The 15,330-nt window shown below is 71.3% G+C and carries 12 protein-coding genes; 9 read left to right on the forward strand and 3 right to left on the reverse strand.

What is annotated here, in order from left to right; genetic code table 11:
• Window positions 1-55: 55 nt before the first annotated feature.
• Window positions 56-934: an alpha/beta fold hydrolase gene (locus SPR02S_RS23595; protein ID WP_019059468.1), complete on the forward strand. Its 879-nt coding sequence runs from the start codon at window positions 56-58 to the stop codon at window positions 932-934.
• Window position 935: 1 nt separating this feature from the next.
• On the opposite strand, the gene SPR02S_RS23600 is transcribed toward SPR02S_RS23595, so the two are convergent.
• The gene (locus tag SPR02S_RS23600) at window positions 936-1,757 is read right to left on the reverse strand and encodes a DOMON domain-containing protein (RefSeq protein WP_019059469.1); all 822 of its coding nucleotides are present in this window, start codon (window positions 1,755-1,757) and stop codon (window positions 936-938) included.
• Window positions 1,758-1,938: 181 nt separating this feature from the next.
• On the opposite strand from SPR02S_RS23600, the gene SPR02S_RS23605 reads away from it, so the two are divergent.
• Window positions 1,939-2,703, forward strand: a complete 765-nt coding sequence (locus tag SPR02S_RS23605; RefSeq protein ID WP_019059470.1) for a hypothetical protein — start codon at window positions 1,939-1,941, stop codon at window positions 2,701-2,703.
• A complete protein-coding gene (locus SPR02S_RS23610) occupies window positions 2,700-3,242 on the forward strand; it encodes a SixA phosphatase family protein (RefSeq protein ID WP_019059471.1) in 543 nt (180 codons plus the stop codon). The genes SPR02S_RS23605 and SPR02S_RS23610 overlap by 4 nt, the downstream gene beginning before the upstream one ends.
• A gap of 221 nt (window positions 3,243-3,463) precedes the next feature.
• On the opposite strand, the gene SPR02S_RS23615 is transcribed toward SPR02S_RS23610, so the two are convergent.
• Entirely contained in the window at window positions 3,464-5,449 is a 1,986-nt protein-coding gene (locus tag SPR02S_RS23615; RefSeq protein WP_019059472.1) for an APC family permease, read from the reverse strand.
• Between the two features lie 125 nt (window positions 5,450-5,574).
• Here SPR02S_RS23615 and SPR02S_RS23620 point away from each other — a divergent pair, with 125 nt between their 5' ends.
• Complete coding sequence (locus SPR02S_RS23620) at window positions 5,575-6,201, forward strand: YigZ family protein (protein WP_019059473.1); 627 nt, start codon at window positions 5,575-5,577, stop codon at window positions 6,199-6,201.
• Between the two features lie 24 nt (window positions 6,202-6,225).
• Here the strand turns inward: SPR02S_RS23620 and SPR02S_RS23625 are convergent, their stop codons facing one another.
• Window positions 6,226-8,175 (reverse strand): protein kinase domain-containing protein, encoded by a 1,950-nt coding sequence (locus SPR02S_RS23625; RefSeq protein ID WP_019059474.1) that lies wholly within the window; start codon window positions 8,173-8,175, stop codon window positions 6,226-6,228.
• A 525-nt stretch (window positions 8,176-8,700) separates the two neighbouring features.
• Here SPR02S_RS23625 and SPR02S_RS23630 point away from each other — a divergent pair.
• From SPR02S_RS23630 to SPR02S_RS23650, 5 genes are read left to right on the forward strand one after another with little or no spacing between them, the layout of a single operon-like run.
• Window positions 8,701-10,263 (forward strand): ABC transporter substrate-binding protein, encoded by a 1,563-nt coding sequence (locus tag SPR02S_RS23630; RefSeq protein ID WP_019059475.1) that lies wholly within the window; start codon window positions 8,701-8,703, stop codon window positions 10,261-10,263.
• 53 nt (window positions 10,264-10,316) lie between these two features.
• On the forward strand, window positions 10,317-11,240 hold the full coding sequence (locus SPR02S_RS23635; protein ID WP_019059476.1) for an ABC transporter permease: 924 nt from the start codon (window positions 10,317-10,319) through the stop codon (window positions 11,238-11,240).
• A complete protein-coding gene (locus SPR02S_RS23640; RefSeq protein ID WP_245607606.1) occupies window positions 11,237-13,174 on the forward strand; it encodes a dipeptide/oligopeptide/nickel ABC transporter permease/ATP-binding protein in 1,938 nt (645 codons plus the stop codon). The genes SPR02S_RS23635 and SPR02S_RS23640 overlap by 4 nt, the downstream gene beginning before the upstream one ends.
• Window positions 13,171-14,016 (forward strand): ATP-binding cassette domain-containing protein, encoded by an 846-nt coding sequence (locus SPR02S_RS23645; protein ID WP_019059478.1) that lies wholly within the window; start codon window positions 13,171-13,173, stop codon window positions 14,014-14,016. The genes SPR02S_RS23640 and SPR02S_RS23645 overlap by 4 nt, the downstream gene beginning before the upstream one ends.
• Before the next feature lie 38 nt (window positions 14,017-14,054).
• Complete coding sequence (locus SPR02S_RS23650) at window positions 14,055-15,305, forward strand: serine hydrolase domain-containing protein (RefSeq protein ID WP_019059479.1); 1,251 nt, start codon at window positions 14,055-14,057, stop codon at window positions 15,303-15,305.
• The last annotated feature ends 25 nt before the right edge of the window (window positions 15,306-15,330 follow it).

A 15,330-nucleotide genomic window follows, 5' to 3' on the forward strand; every position in this document is an offset into this window, starting at 1 on the left:
AGGTCACCGTAGCGCGCTCATTCGTTGCTCATCGGCGCGCGGCAGGCTCGACGGCATGTCAACGACCATCCCCGGCTTCACCTACCACCGTGTCCCCGTCGCGGACGGAGTCTCCCTGAACGCGGCTGTGTCCGGCTCCGGGAGCCCGATCGTGCTGCTGCACGGCTTCCCGCAGACCCATCTCATGTGGCGCCACGTCGCCGCCGACCTCGCGGCCGACCACACGGTGATCTGCCCCGACCTGCGCGGCTACGGCGCGAGCGACAAGCCCGCCGAGACCGACGGCTCCGGCTACGCCAAGCGCACCATGGCCGCGGATGTCGTCGCCCTCGCCCACGCGCTCGGCCACGACCGTTTCGCGCTCGCCGGGCACGACCGCGGCGCGCTGGTCGCCTTCCGGGCCGGACTCGACCATCCCGGCACGATCACCCACCTCGCCTGCCTCGACGTACTCCCCACCCTGGACATGTGGGACGTGCTGCACGGCGTCACCGCCGCCGTCGGCTTCCACCTCTACCTGATGGCCCAACCGCCGGGCCTGCCCGAGGAGTTGATCGCCGCCGCGCCCGACGGGTTCTTCGGCCACTTCCTCGACCTCTGGACGAACGACCCGTCCGCGATCCCCGCCGACCTCCGCGCCGCCTACCTCGACGCCTGCCGCGCCGCGGTCCCCTCGATCGTGGCCGACTACCGCGCCTCCGCCGGTATCGACGTCACCCACGACCGGGTCGACCGCGACACCGGCAACCGGCTGCGGATGCCCGTCGCCGTCCTCCAGCAGGACTGGGGCGCCGCGCTCGGCTTCGACGCGGCGGCACTGTGGAGCGCCTGGGCACCGGACCTGCGGCACGCGACCGTGACCTGCGGTCACTTCATGGCGGAGGAGGACCCGGCCGTCGTGGCGAAGACACTGCGGGAGTTGCTCGCGGGATGAGTCAGTGGGCCGCGTCCGGTTCCTGCGCGGTCACCGTGAAGTCGACGTCCTCACCGACCGCCGACACCCCGTTGAACGCGGCGCTCGCGTGCAGCCGGTTGGCGCCGGCCGGCAGCGGGGTGTCCGGCGTGCACGACCAGGTGCCGTCGATGCGGGCGACACCCGCGCACACCTTGTGCTCGGCGGCGTCCACGACACTCACCCGCGCCCCCGGATAGGAGAACCCGGCGAGCCGCGCCGCGCCGGACACGAAGGTGCCGCCCGCCGGTTCGGTCAGCGTCGGCCCGGGCATGCCGACGGTCACGGCGCAACTGCCGGACGCCCGGCGCGCTCCACCCGCGTCGGTCAGCACGACGGCGCACCCGGGCAGCCGCGTCCCCGGCACCGCCCGTTCGTCCACGGTGAGGACGAACGGATAGCCGCCGTCCTTCCACGAACCGGAAGCCGAGTCGCGCACATACGTGTACGAGCCGCTCGTACCGTCGGCGGTCACCGAGCCCTGGAACCCCCCGGCGTCGGCGAGCGGCGTCTCCGTGACCCGGGCCCCGACGGGCGCGGTCAGCCGCAGCGAGGACCCGGCCGGCAGGGCGGCACCCTTGTACCCGCTGATCCGCACCAGCCCGGACCGCCCCGGCACGATGGTCGCCCCACCGCCCAGCGCCCGAGCGGAGGCCTCCCAGGAGTCGGTGCGGAGCGGCGCGGCGGCGGCGACTCCGGGCGGGAGGAGCGCCGTACCGGCGACGAGCGCGGCGGTCAGGAGGACCAGCCGCCGTCGAAGGGGCGTCGGCGACGAGGGTTTGCGGGGGAACACGCGGTCGGTCATCGGGAGTCTCCGAGGGTCGTCTCGTCCGGGGTGCTGGTCGGGGCATCTCCCACCCCACACGCCCCACCGGCCTCGGCGAAAGGCGGGATGGGCGAACGGGTGAACGCGGGCGGGCTTGCGCACCCCGGCGCCCCGGACAGACCGGGGTGAATCCCGTCGGCTCGTCCGGAACAGAGCGAACATGCATGCGTACGGCCCTCCACCCGCCTACGCTCAGGCCGTGCTGCGCATCACCGACGCCCGAACCGGCGAGCCCGTCGAAGCCGCCCCCGCCCGCCGTGGCCTGACCAGGGTCGAGGCGCACGCGTCGGGCCTGACTCCCACGACACTACGAGTCCTCCTCCTCTCCGATCTCCTCGTACGCGCCCTCGAACTCGGCGGCACCCCCGTCTGGTCACTGCTCACCGGCGAGCACGAGCAGCCCGAACTCCGGGCCGCGGCAAGGGCATTGGGCATACGGCCCTTCGAGGACGGCGGAGACCTCGGCTCCGGACTCGGCGAGGCCCAGGTCCTCCACGTGGCGACCGAGGGCACCGAGCCGACCGGGGGAGTCCTGGTGGCCGTAGCCCCCGCCGATTCGCCCACGACCTCCGCCCCCGACCTCTCCGACCCGGCCGCGCTCCGGCTCGCCCTGCTCTCACACCCCCGTGACCTGCCGGTACGGCTCGACGCGGCGGCGCTGGAGGAGGCGCGGCGGACGCTGGCGCACTGGCGTGGTTCGGTCGCCGACTGGGCGCGGCAGCCTTCGAGGCCGGTGCCCGACGAGGTGCGCGCGGAGCTGCGGACGGCCTGGGAGGACGACCTGGACGTGCCCGAGGTGCTGCGGGTGCTGCGCCGGGTGGAGACCTGGCCCGACCTGCCCGACGGTGCCCGCTTCGAGACGTACGCCTACGCCGACCGGCTTCTCGGGCTCGAACTCACCCGTGACATCGGGTCGTTGGCGTGAACGCCCGCGCCGGTGCCCGCCCGCTGCGCCGCCTGGTCGTGCTGCGGCACGCCAAGTCGGCCTGGCCCGAGGGCGTTCCCGACCACCAGCGCCCCCTCGCCCCGCGCGGGCGCCGCGACGCCCCGGCCGCCGGCATCGCCCTCGCCGAGACCGACGCCCTGCCGGACCTCGCCCTGTGCTCCACGGCCGTACGGGCCCGCCAGACCTGGGAGTTGGCGTCCGCCGAGTGGGGCACCCCACCGCCGGTCCGGTACGAGCCGAGCCTGTACGCGGCCGACGTACCGGAACTCCTCGACGCCGTCCACCAAGTACCGTCCGAGGTCGAGACGTTGCTCCTGATCGGGCACAACCCCGGCCTGGAGGACCTGGTCCTCGACCTCGCCGGCGACAGCCTCGACGACGCGCTCGACGAGGTGCGCGTCAAGTTCCCGACCTCGGCGATCGCGGTCCTCGCCTGGCACGGCAGCACATGGCGGGACCTCGCCCCGGGCACGGCCCTGCTGACGGGCGTGACCGTACCGAGGGGCAAGAAGAAGTAGGCCTGCGATCAGGGCACTTGGAGGAACTCACGGGCTCCGCGCGGCCGGGTGCGCAGGCCTTCTCGTGTCGCGCCGCTGTCGAGGCGGACGTTGAGGGCCCGGGGCGGGAGGCACAGTACGTTGCCGCCGTCTCCCAGCCCGCCGCCGTCGCCCGGCGTACGAGTTCCGTGCCCAGGAAGCCGCTGCCGCCGATGGCCAAAACCCTTACCACGGCCGGCCGTTCACCCGACGTGCACGCGTGGCCGTCGCTCGGGATCCGGTTCCGCGCGGCGCAGTACCTCGCGGGTGACCGGGGCGACCTCGCCGTCGCCGAAGACGAGGAAGCGGATCAGGTGGCTGACCGGGTTGCCCTCGGTCCAGGTGAAGTAGGCGTGGGGGACCTTGCCGGTGCGGTCGCGGAGGACCAGCAGGACCGCGGCGATCGCGTTGGGCACCGTAGGCCCCTCGATCCGGAGTCGTCGTACCCCGTACTTCTCCTCGCCGTGCACGGTGATGTCCGCCGAGAAGTCCGAGGAGTCGCGCAGCAGGACCTCCAGGAACAACACCGGTCCGCCGTCCGGGATATGGGTCTCCTCGCGCTGGCTGTACTCCTTGGCGCGGTACTCCCGGCGGCTGTGCTCCTGCGGCTCGTTCGCGATCAGCCGGAGCGGGCCGCTGCGCGCCGCCTCGTCGACGAAACGGGACGCCGTGTCGTCGAACGTGACCTCGGCGGCGCGGAGTTCGAAGGCGCGGTGCACCCGTGAACCGAACGATGTCACCAGGATGAGGACGATGAAGATCGCCGCGATCTTGATGCCGTCGGGCCGTTCGATGACGTTCGTGACGAGTGTGTACGCGAACACGGCGGTGATCACCCCGAAGCCGAGCGTGGCCTTCCGGTGGCCCCGCTTGTGAACCGTGACCGTGGACGCGAAGGCCGCCGACAGCATCAGCACCAGCACACCCGTCGCGTACGCGCCGCTCTGCGCGTCGACGCTCGCGTGAAACCACAGGGTGATGACGATCGCCGTCACCATGAAGACCAGCACCAGGGGGCGCACCGCCCGCGTCCACTCCGGCGCCATGCCGTAGCGCGGCAGATAGCGCGGTACGAGGTTCAGCAGCCCGGCGAGCGCGGAGGCGCCCGCGAACCACAGGATCGCGATCGTCGAGACGTCGTAGAACGTGCCGAAGACCTGGCCCAGATGCTCGTGCGCGAGATAGGCGAGCGCGCGGCCGTTCGCCGGGCCGCCCGTCTTGAACGCGCTCTGCGGGATCAGGATCGTCGTCGCCAGGCTGGACAGCAGCAGGAAACCGGACATGATCACGGCGGCCGTGGTGAGCAGCCTGCGGGTCTCGCGGATCCGGCCCGTCGGCTTCTCGTACGTGTCCGTCGGATCGCCCTTGACCTGCGGCATCACCGCGACGCCCGTCTCGAAGCCGGACATGCCGAGCGCGAGCTTCGGGAACACGAGCAGCGCCACACCGACCATCGCGAGCGGCGAGGAGTGCGCGGCCGTCATCGCGTCCGTCCAGTCACCGATCTTCACCGGATGGCTCAGCACCTCCCAGGCGGACACCGCGAGCACCACCACGTTGAGCGTGAGATACACGCCCACCAGCACCACCGCGATCCCGATGGCCTCCCGGAACCCCTTCAGGAAGACCGCGCCCAGCGCGCCGACGAGCACGAGCGTGATCCACGTGTTGCCGCCGTGCATCCAGCCCGGCGTGAACGGGTTCTCCACGACGTGCGCCGCCGCGTCCGCCGCCGACAGGGTGACCGTGATCATGAAGTCCGTCGCCGCGAAGCCCAGCAGCACCAGGACGAAGATCTTCCCCGACCACCACGGCAGCAGCCGCTCCAGCATGGCGATCGACCCCTCACCGTGCGGGCTCTCGTGCGCCACCCGCCGGTAGACCGGCAGCGCGCCGAGGAGCGTCAGCCCGATCAGGACGACCGTCGCCAGCGGGGACAGCAGTCCGGCCGCGAGGGCAGCGATGCCGGGCTGGTAGCCGAGGGTGGAGAAGTAGTCGACGCCGGTCAGACACATGACGCGCCACCAGCGGTGCCCCTCGTGCTCAGGGTTCGGGGTGGCGTGCGGGCCCGGATGCCGGGCGCTCTGCTCGCTCAGCCCGTCCAGGAGCCAGGCCCGGCAGCGCTCCGCGGCGGACTCGGGGCTCCCGGACCCCGCGCTCTCCCTCGGGTCCACCTGCGCGCCGGCCATGCTGAGAACTCCCTGCGATCGGACCACCGTGCCCGGGGCCCGGGCAACGAGGAGCGAGTATCCACCACATCCTCACCCGCACCCGGACCGGGGGCGACCGACAGCCCTGCGCATAGGCTGGCCGGATGCAGGACGAGTACCGCACAGTGGCCCGCACGGGCGTGCACGAGACCGAGGTCAACCGCTCCCGCTTCCTGTGCGCCCTCGCCCCGGCGGCCACCGAACAGGAGGCCCAGGCCGTCGTCGCCCGCATCCGCAAGGAACACACGGACGCCTCCCACAACTGCTTCGCCTACGTCATCGGCGCCGACGCCGCGATCCAGAAGGCGAGCGACGACGGCGAACCCGGCGGCACCGCGGGCGTCCCCATGCTCCAGATGCTGCTGCGCCGCGACATGCGGTACGTCGTCGCCGTCGTCACCCGCTACTACGGCGGCGTCAAGCTCGGCGCGGGCGGTCTTATCCGGGCCTACGGCGGCTCGGTCGGCGAGGCCCTCGACACCCTCGGCACGATCACCCGACGCCGCTTCCGCCTCGCCACGGTGACCGTCGACCACCAACGCGCCGGCAAGATCCAGAACGACCTGCGCGCCACCGGCCGCGAGGTCCGGGATGTCCGCTACGGCGAGGAGGTCACCATCGAGATCGGCCTGCCGGACGCCGATGTGGACGCGTTCCGGGCGTGGCTGGCCGACGCTACGGCGGGCACCGCGGAGTTGGAGCTGGGCGGCGAGGCGTACGGGGACGCGTGAGCGCCGAACGTTTCTGACGCTGTGTCAGGGGCCCCAGTTCCAGACCTGGTTGGAGCTGCCCGCGCAGCCGAAGGTCTGGACGGTCTGACCGTCCTTCCCCGACCCGGAGGCCTCCGCGTCCAGACAGAAACCGTCCGGAACGCTGACCAGGGTCCCGGCGCTGCCCACCTGCCACCGTTGCGCGCTCAGCCCGTCGCAGCTCCTGGCACGGATCTTCGAGAAGTTCTGGCCGACCGTGTCGGCGTCGGCGTCCAGGCAGTAGTGGGTGCCCTCATTGACCACGAGGAACTGGGACACATGGCCGGGCACGCGGTACAGCGCCCACTTCTGGGCCGCCGTGCCATCGCATCCCCAGACCTGCACCGCGCCCGCGTGGACGTCGAGGCAACGGGCGACATCCACGGTATGGACGCTCTCGGTGACGGTCACCGAACCGGACTGGACCGCCCCGCGTGCCGTGCCGTACAGCAGCGTCGCGGTCTGCGGATCGACCGTGCCGCTCGGGGTGGTGCCGGCCTCGGTCTGGAAGACCTTCACCGCGGCGACCGTCTCCGTGGTGTAGTCGCCGTCGGCCGTGACGTGCAACCCGTAGCCGGCGAGGAGGAGTTGGAGCGCCTTGACGCAGTCGCCGTGGGAGTGCGAGGCGAGTTCGGCGACGCAGGAGGAGAGCCGGATGTCGAGGCTCGCGGGATCGCGGGTGGCCGGCGCGGCCGACGGGCTCTGCGACGTCCCGCCCTTCGACGCCGCCGCGCTCGGCGAACTGCTGGGCGCCGAGGGCGAGTTCCTCGGTGCGGCGGCCGCCGGGGGTGTGTCCGGCAGGGCGCCGGGCGGCGTCCCGGGGTCGTTGTGCCGCAGCAGGAGCAGCGTGGCGGTGATGCTGCCGGCGATGAGGAGGGCCGCCGCGGCGATGGCGCCCACGATCAACTTGCCGCGTTTTCCCAGGGTGTTGCCGCGTCTCCCGGCGGGGTTCGCGTGTTTCCCGGGGGCGGCGGGCGGTGCCGGGGGCGCTGCGGTGGGCCGGGCGGTGGGCCGTTCGAGCCCTGCCGACCCATCCAGCCCTTGCGCCCCTTCGAGCCGGTCGAAGCGTTCGGCGGGGGAGGGCCTGCGCCGCGAGGGGACCCGGGGCGGTCCGTCGACCGGTGCGGCCAGCTGGTGTCCGATGGCTGTCGTGAACACCGCCTCGGGTGACGGCCGTAGCTCGGGGTCCTTCTCCAGGCAGGTGCGGATGAACACGGCCAGTGCCGGGTCGACGCCCGCGACCTTGTCGAGGACGTCCTCCCGGGGCGGGTCGAACGCCACCCGGTGCAGCACGTCGACGCCCGTGCCCTCGCCGAACGGCGCCTCCCCGGCGACGGCGTAGGAGAGTGTGGAGGCCAGCGAGAAGACGTCGGAGGCGGCGGTCACCTCCTGGCCGCGTACCTGCTCCGGGGACATGTAGGCGGGGGTGCCCACGTTCTGGCCCGTGGCGGTGATCGAGGTGGTGTCGCCGGCCTGGACGACACCGAAGTCGATGACGCGGGCGCCGTCGGCACCCAGGATGACGTTGGACGGCTTGAGGTCGCGGTGCACGATCCCCGCGCGCCAGATCGCCTCGATCGCCCGGCCCACGTCGGCCAGCAACCGCCAGGCCGCCGCCGCGTCGACCGGCCCACGCGCGTCGACCAGCTCGGCGAGCGTGGGCCCGGGTATGTACTCGGTGGCGACCCAGACCAGGTCCTCGTCGCAGCCACTGCCCAGCAGCCGTACGATGTGCGCCCCTCGGATCCGGTCCAGCGCGCCGACCTCGCGCTCGAAGCGCCTGCGGAACAGCGGGTCCTCGGCGTACTCGGGCCGGATCACCTTCACGGCGGCCGGGCCCGTGGCGCCGGTGGCGTCGCGGCCCAGATAGACCCGGCCCATCCCGCCGCTGCCGAGCACCGACAGCAGCCGGTACGGGCCCGCCTGCCGGGGATCGTTCTTCCGCAACGAGACCACGGGAGGCGGTTCCATCCCCGCTGCCGCGTAGGCCATCGTTTCGGACCGACCGCGGAACTCGACTGGCATGGGGACCCTGTGTCTCTCGCGTGGTGCGTGTGACGTGAGAGATTAGCGCAGCAGGTGTGTGCGACAAGGGAGTTGGGGCTTTCCGGCCACGGGGAGGACCGGACCCGGCCGCCGCCCAGGCCGGCCACGGAGAGGCTCCGGGACGCCGCCCTTTGCGCGCGACGGTCCGTTCAGCGGACTGCTGTCGTGCGGGGATCGGAGCGGCCGACCGAATAACGAGGCCACTTCGTACCCCTTGCCCGGCCTGAACTCCACAAGAGCGGGCTGAGCGGTGGCTACGGGCCTCCGCTTACCCGAAGTGACAGTTTACGGACATTCCCTCACGTCGAGGTCGTCCCCCCCCGCCCCGACATTCCGCGGACTCACGCAACGGAGCATCCACCACGACGGTGGCCTCCTTCCCCACGCACGGTGAACCCCGCGTTCCCATTCGACGCCTCAACGCCGGAGGTTCAGATGACCCGTTCGCGCCTTGCTCTCACAGTCACGGCCGGTGCCGCCGGACTCGCTCTCCTGACCACCGCGTGCGGCGGTGGAAGCAGCACCTCGTCCGGTACCGCGAAGGCCCAGGATCCCAGCGTGCTGACGGTGGCCTCGGCCATCGCGCCCAACAGCCTCAACCCGGCCCTGGGCGGTTCCGCCGACCCGCAGCAGTACTTCTTCGAACTGGCATACGACACGCTGATCCGGCAGGCCCCGAACGGGACGTACACCCCGGCCCTCGCCACCAAATGGGGCTTCGTCGGCTCCGACAGCAAGACCTTCGACCTCACCCTGCGCTCCGGCGTGAAGTTCAACGACGGCTCCGCGCTCACCGCCGACGGCGTGAAGAAGTCGCTCCAGTACTACGCCAAGGCCGGCGGTCCACTGGCGGCCGACCTCGCCCCCGTCGGATCGATCGACGTCGTCTCCCCGCTCCAGCTCCGGATCCACCTCAAGACGTCCGATCCGCTGCTGCCGCTCTATCTCTCCAGACCGACGACCGGCGAGATCATCAGCCCCGTGGGCCTCGCCAGGACAAGCGAACTCGGGACCACCACGCACGGCGCCGGACCGTACGTGATCGACGCCGCGCAGACCGTCTCCGGCCAGACCTATACGTACGTCCCCAACCCCACGTACTACGACAAGTCGCGGGTGCACTGGAAAAAGGTCGTCGTCAAGGTCATCAAGGACGAGAACACCACGCTCAGCGCCTTCCGCTCCGGCGAGGTCGACTACGCGCTCGGCGACTCCACGACCGCGAAGGCCGCCAAGTCCGCCGGATTCCAGGTCCTTTCGAGCCCCTACTCGATCATGCAGCTGATCATCCAGGACCGGGCGGGCACCATGGTCAAGGCCCTCGGTGACCTGCGGGTACGACAGGCCATGATGTACGGCATCAACCGGGACTCGATCGCCAAGGCCCTCTACGGCTCGTACGCCAAGGGCTGGGACTATCCCGTTCTCGCGAACACGAGCGGCTACACCCAGGGCAGCGAGGGCAAGTACCCCTACGACGTCGCCAAGGCCAAGAAGCTGCTCGCGGCGGCGGGGTATCCCAACGGCTTCAGCATGTCCATCACCGTGAACCTCACCGGTGTCGGAGAGTCCCAGGCCGCCGAGGCCTTCGCCGCCGAAATGGCCAACATCGGAATCAACGTCAAGATCAACGTCCCGGCGAACGTGAACGAGCTCTTCTCCACCTACGCGAAGTTCCCGGCGATGATGTTCGACTACGGCACCGGCATCGCCCCGCCGTACGCCCAGGGCAACGACCTCCTCTACAGCTGGGGCAACCCGCTGAAGGTCAGCGACAAGCAGCTCGACACGCTCTACAGCCAGGCGGCCTCCTCGTCGACCGCCCAGCTCCAGGAGCAGGGCTGGCAGAAGTTCGAACAGCGCCTGTCCGACCTGTCCTGGACGATCCCGATGGTCTCCCTGGAGAAGATCGTCTACGTACGGCCCGGCCTGAAGGGCGTCGACCTCTCGGCCACGAACCTCACGCCGGACCTGACGACCTTGTACGCCGCCAAGTGACCCTCCAGTGACCCTCCCGAGAAAGGCACCCAGTCATGTGGCGAACCAGCGGAATGCGGATCGTGCAGGCTGTACCCCTGCTGCTCTTCGTCTCGGCGCTCACCTTCTTCCTCCAGTTGTTCATTCCGGGTGACGCCGCCCGGTCCATCGGCGGACTGACCGCCTCGCCCCAGGCGATCGCCGCGCTACGGCACCGCCTCCACCTCGACCAGCCGGTCTGGGAGCGCTACTGGGCCTGGCTGAAGGACGCGGTGCACGGCGACCTCGGACGCTCGATCAGCAACAACGAGTCGGTCGCGGGCACGCTCAACACCCGGCTGGGGGTGACCCTCTCCCTGGTGATCGCGACCACCCTGCTCGCGCTGGTCGTCGGAGTCGTCCTGGGCATGGCGAGCGTGCGCGGCGGGCGCACCACCCGGCTCGCCGCGGACGGCGCGTCCATCGCGGGCATGACCATCCCCGCCTTCTGGGTCGGTCTGCTCGGCATCTGGGTCTTCAACACCCGGTTCGGCCTGCTGCCCGCCAACGGATACGTGTTCTTCGGGACCTCCGCCGGCGGCTGGGCGCGCTCACTGGTCCTGCCGGTGGCCGCCCTGGCCTTCGCCCTGGTCACGGCGATCGCCAAGCAGACGCGCGAACAGTTCGCCGACGTACTGAGCCGGGACTTCGTACGGAACCTGCGCGCCAACGGCGTCAGCGAGCGCTCCATCCTCTTCAAGCACTCGCTACGGCATGTCTCCGTCACCGTCCTGACCGTGGCGGGCAACAACCTCATCGGACTCCTCGGATCGGCCGTGGTGATCGAGGAACTCTTCGGCCTGCCCGGCCTCGGCAGCGCGGCGGTCACGGCCGCGTCCAGCGGTGACATTCCGGTCATCCAGGGAGTGGCGGTGTACTTCACCCTCATCGTGGTCGGACTCAATCTCCTGCTCGACCTCGCCACCGGCTGGCTCAACCCACAGGCGGTCGCCGCATGAGCACACCTCAAGTCCCCTTCCTCCGCCGCGCCTTGGGCCGGCCGCGCATCCTGATCCCCGCCGTGATCCTGGTGGTGGAGCTGATCGCGTCGTTCGGCGCGAGCCTGCTCGCGCCGTACCCGCCCCAGCAGGCGGACTTCGCCGCGGCCCTCTCCGGACCGAGCGCGAAGCACCTGCTCGGCACCGACCGCCTCGGCCGCGACGTGCTGTCGCGGCTGATGTACGGCGGCGCGGACACGTTCCGGGAGATCGCGATCGCCGTGCTGATCACCCTGGTGATCGCGGTCCCCCTCGGCCTGGTCGCCGGCCTGCGCCGGGGCCGTGTCGACGCGGTGCTGATGCGGCTGGCCGACGTGGTGATGTCGATCCCCGGCATCATCCTGCTGCTGATCGTGCTGGCCCTGTTCTCGCAGAGCATGACCGCGGCCATGATCGTGATCGGCCTGCTGTCGGTACCCGGCATGATGCGGGTCGTCCGGTCCGCGTCGCTCACGGTCGGCCGGGAGACCTACGTCGCCGCCGCGCGGGTCTCCGGACTCGGCACCTGGCGGGTCGCCCGCCGGCACGTGCTGCCCCGGATCACCGGTCTGATCCTGGTGAACGCGGCGCTGGCCTGCGCGAACACTCTGCTCATCGCGGCCGGCCTGAACGCCATCGGCCTCGGCGTGAAGCCGCCCACACCGTCCTGGGGCGGCATGATGGCCGACGCCGCGCAGACCCTCAACCAGAGCCTCTGGCTGGCCATCCCGACCGGCGGCCTGGTCGCCGTCACGGCCGCCGCGCTGATCGTCCTCGGCGACGGCCTGCGCGACATGCTCGCCGAACGCTGGTCCGGAACCTCCCACACGACAACAACCCGGCGCCACAAGGCAGTTGCCGCCGCGGTGGCCACCGTGACGGCACCGCAGTCCGACGACGCCTGGCTGCTGGCGGAACCGCAACCGGTCGTACGGCTCACCAAGGTGACCGTCACCGCGGAGACCGAGCACGGCGAGGTCGAGCTGATCAGCGACGTGAGCCTGGCGGTGGGGCAGGGCCGCACGGTGGGACTGGTCGGCGAGTCCGGCTGCGGCAAGTCCATGACCGGGCTCGCCCTGCTCGGCCTGCTGCCGAACGGGGCCCGCGTCTCCTCGGGCACGGTCGAGATCGAGGGCGTCGACGTCGGCTCGTTCGGGCCGGACCGGTGGCGGGCACTGCGCGGCGGCACCATCGCCTTCATCTCGCAGGAACCCATGGTCGGTCTCGACCCCCTCTTCACCATCGGCCAACTCCTGCGCGAGGCGGTACGCACCCACGAGAAGCTCTCCCGCAAGGAAGTCGCGCTCCGGGCCCGTGAACTCCTCGCGCAGGTCCAACTCCCCGATCCGGAACGGGTGTTGAAGCTCCGCCCGTCGCAGATCTCCGGCGGTATGGCGCAGCGCGTCTCCATCGCCGTCGCGCTGGCCGGACGCCCGCGCGTCCTCGTCGCCGACGAACCGACCACCGCGCTCGACGTCACCGTCCAGCGCGAGATCGTCCAACTGCTGCGCACGATCCAGCGGGACACCGGCATGGCGCTGCTGATGATCAGCCACGACTGGGACGTCATCGCGGAGGCCTGCGACACTGCCCTGGTCATGTACGCGGGCCAGGTCGTCGAAGCCGGTCCGACCGAGCGCGTCATGACCGCGCCGCTGCACCCGTACACCCGCAAGCTGCTCGCCGCGAACCCGCGCCTGGCGACGGTCGGCGAGCCCATCCCCACCATCCCCGGCACCGTGCCGCCCCCGGGCCAGTGGCCCGTCGGCTGTCACTTCGCCGACCGGTGTCCCGACCGCGTCGCCCGCTGCACCGAGGCGCCGATCGCCCTGACCCAACCCGATGACCAGGGCGTCGCCCGCTGCGTCCTGGTCGGCGAAGAGCTGGGCGAAGAACTGCTGGAGGTGTCCTCGTGAGTACGAACGACGGGAGTACGACCGGTGTGAGCGCGTCCGGCGTGAGTGTGGCCGAACAGCCCCTGCTCGACATCCGGGACCTCTCGGTGTCGTACCACCGCCGCGGCAAGGGCACCGCGGCCATCCGTGACGTGTCCCTGGACATCCGCCCCGGCGAGACCGTCGCCCTGGTCGGCGAGTCCGGTTCCGGCAAGTCCACGCTGGGCCGTGCCGTACTCGGGCTGACGGCCGTCACCCAAGGCACGATCCTGTTCGACGGCGAGGACATCACCCGTGCCGGCGGCGCCCGGCGCAAGGAGCTGAGCAAGAGCGTCCAGGCCGTCTTCCAGGACCCCAACGGCTCGCTCAACCCGGCGCTGACCGTGGGCCAGACCCTGGGCGAACCGCTCCGGGTGCACTCGCGCGGCGAGCGGGCCGTGGTCCTGAAGCGGGTACGGGAGGTGCTGGCCCTGGTGGGGCTGCCGGCCGAGGCGGCCGACCGCTATCCGCGCCAGTTCTCCGGCGGCCAGCGGCAGCGGATCGCGATCGCCCGGGCCCTGGTGATGGCGCCGAAGCTCATCGTCTGCGACGAGCCGGTCAGCGCCCTCGACCTGTCGGTCCAGGCCCAGGTCCTGAACCTCTTCTCCGATCTCCAGCGGGAGACGGGCGTCAGCTATCTGTTCATCTCCCACGACCTGGCCGTGGTACGGCACCTCGCCCAGCGGATCGTCGTCCTGTACCGAGGTGACGTCGTGGAGAGCGGCACGACCGAGGAGGTCTACGCCGACGCCCAACACCCCTACACCCGAAAGCTGTTGGCGGCGGCCGGAGTCGAGGGGGCACCCGCCACCTCCGCCCGCTGACCCCGGACAGTCCCCAACTCCCGTACACGGAGGCCGACATGCAGCAGTTCGCCGACCGCTTCGGCGTCACCAAGCCCCCGGAGCGGTCCGGCTTCAGCGCCGAACGGCTGGGCCGGATCGCCGAGTTCTTCGACCGGCAGACCGAACTCGGGGTCATCCCCGGCTGGTCGGCGCTCGTGGCCCGCGACGGGGAACCCGTGTACGCGGCGGGCGGCGGACTCCGGGATCTCGAAGCGGGGCTCCCGGTCGAGCCGACCACACTGTGGCGCCTGTACTCCATGACGAAACCGGTGACGTCCGTCGCCGTCATGATGCTGGTGGAGCGCGGACTGCTCGGACTCGACGACCCGGTCAGCGCGTTCATCCCCGAGTTCGCCGACATGGCGGTCTACGACGGCGGGTCGCCGGGGAGCGTGCGGGTGCGCCCGGCCGCCCACCCGGTGACCGTGCGCCACCTGCTCTCCCACACCGCCGGGCTGACCCTCGGACTGGCCCACATGAACCCGGTGGACGCGCTGTACCGCCAGGCCGGCCAGGACGTACTGCCGCTGCCGGGCGCGACACTCCGGCAGCTGTGCGCCGACGTGGGCGCCCTGCCGCTGCTGTTCGAGCCGGGCACCGCCTGGAACCACTCCCTGGGCGTCGACGTCCTGGGCCGGATCATCGAGGCCGTCGGCGGCGCGAGCCTCGACACCTTCGTCGAGAGCAACGTGCTCGGCCCGCTCGGGATGACCGACACGACGTTCGCGCTCGCGCCCGAGCGGCTGCCGGACCTGGCGGAGGTCTACAGCCCGGACCCGGAATCGGGCCGGCTCGTCGTGAACCAGGAGCTGCGGCCCACCTTCCGCGAACCGGCGCCGTTCCCGTCCGGCAGCGGCGTCCCCGGACTGGTGTCGACCCTGGAGGACTACCACCGGTTCGCGGCCATGCTCGTACGCGGCGGCGAACTGGACGGCGAGCGGCTGCTCGGCCCCCGGACCCTGGCGCACATGACGGCCAACCACCTGGCCGGTGGCGCCGACATCAACTCCTTCGGGCTGTACCCCGACGACGAGCACCGGGGCTGCGGCTTCGGGCTGGGCTTCTACGTCATGACCGACCCCGTGGCCGGGGGCTCGTTCGGCAACAAGGGGGAGTTCGGCTGGTCCGGCGCCGCGAACACCCACTTTTTCGTGGACCCGGTCGCCGGGGTCACGGCGGTCTTCTGCACCCAGGTCGTCACCTGGGGCAAGCACCGGACGCCGCTGCGCCGCCAGTTGCGGAACCTCGTGTACCAGGCGATGACATAAAGCATGGTCGGCCATGACATAGGGG

This window comes from Streptomyces prunicolor NBRC 13075 (genome assembly GCF_000367365.1).
Taxonomy (GTDB): Bacteria; Actinomycetota; Actinomycetes; order Streptomycetales; family Streptomycetaceae; genus Streptomyces; species Streptomyces prunicolor.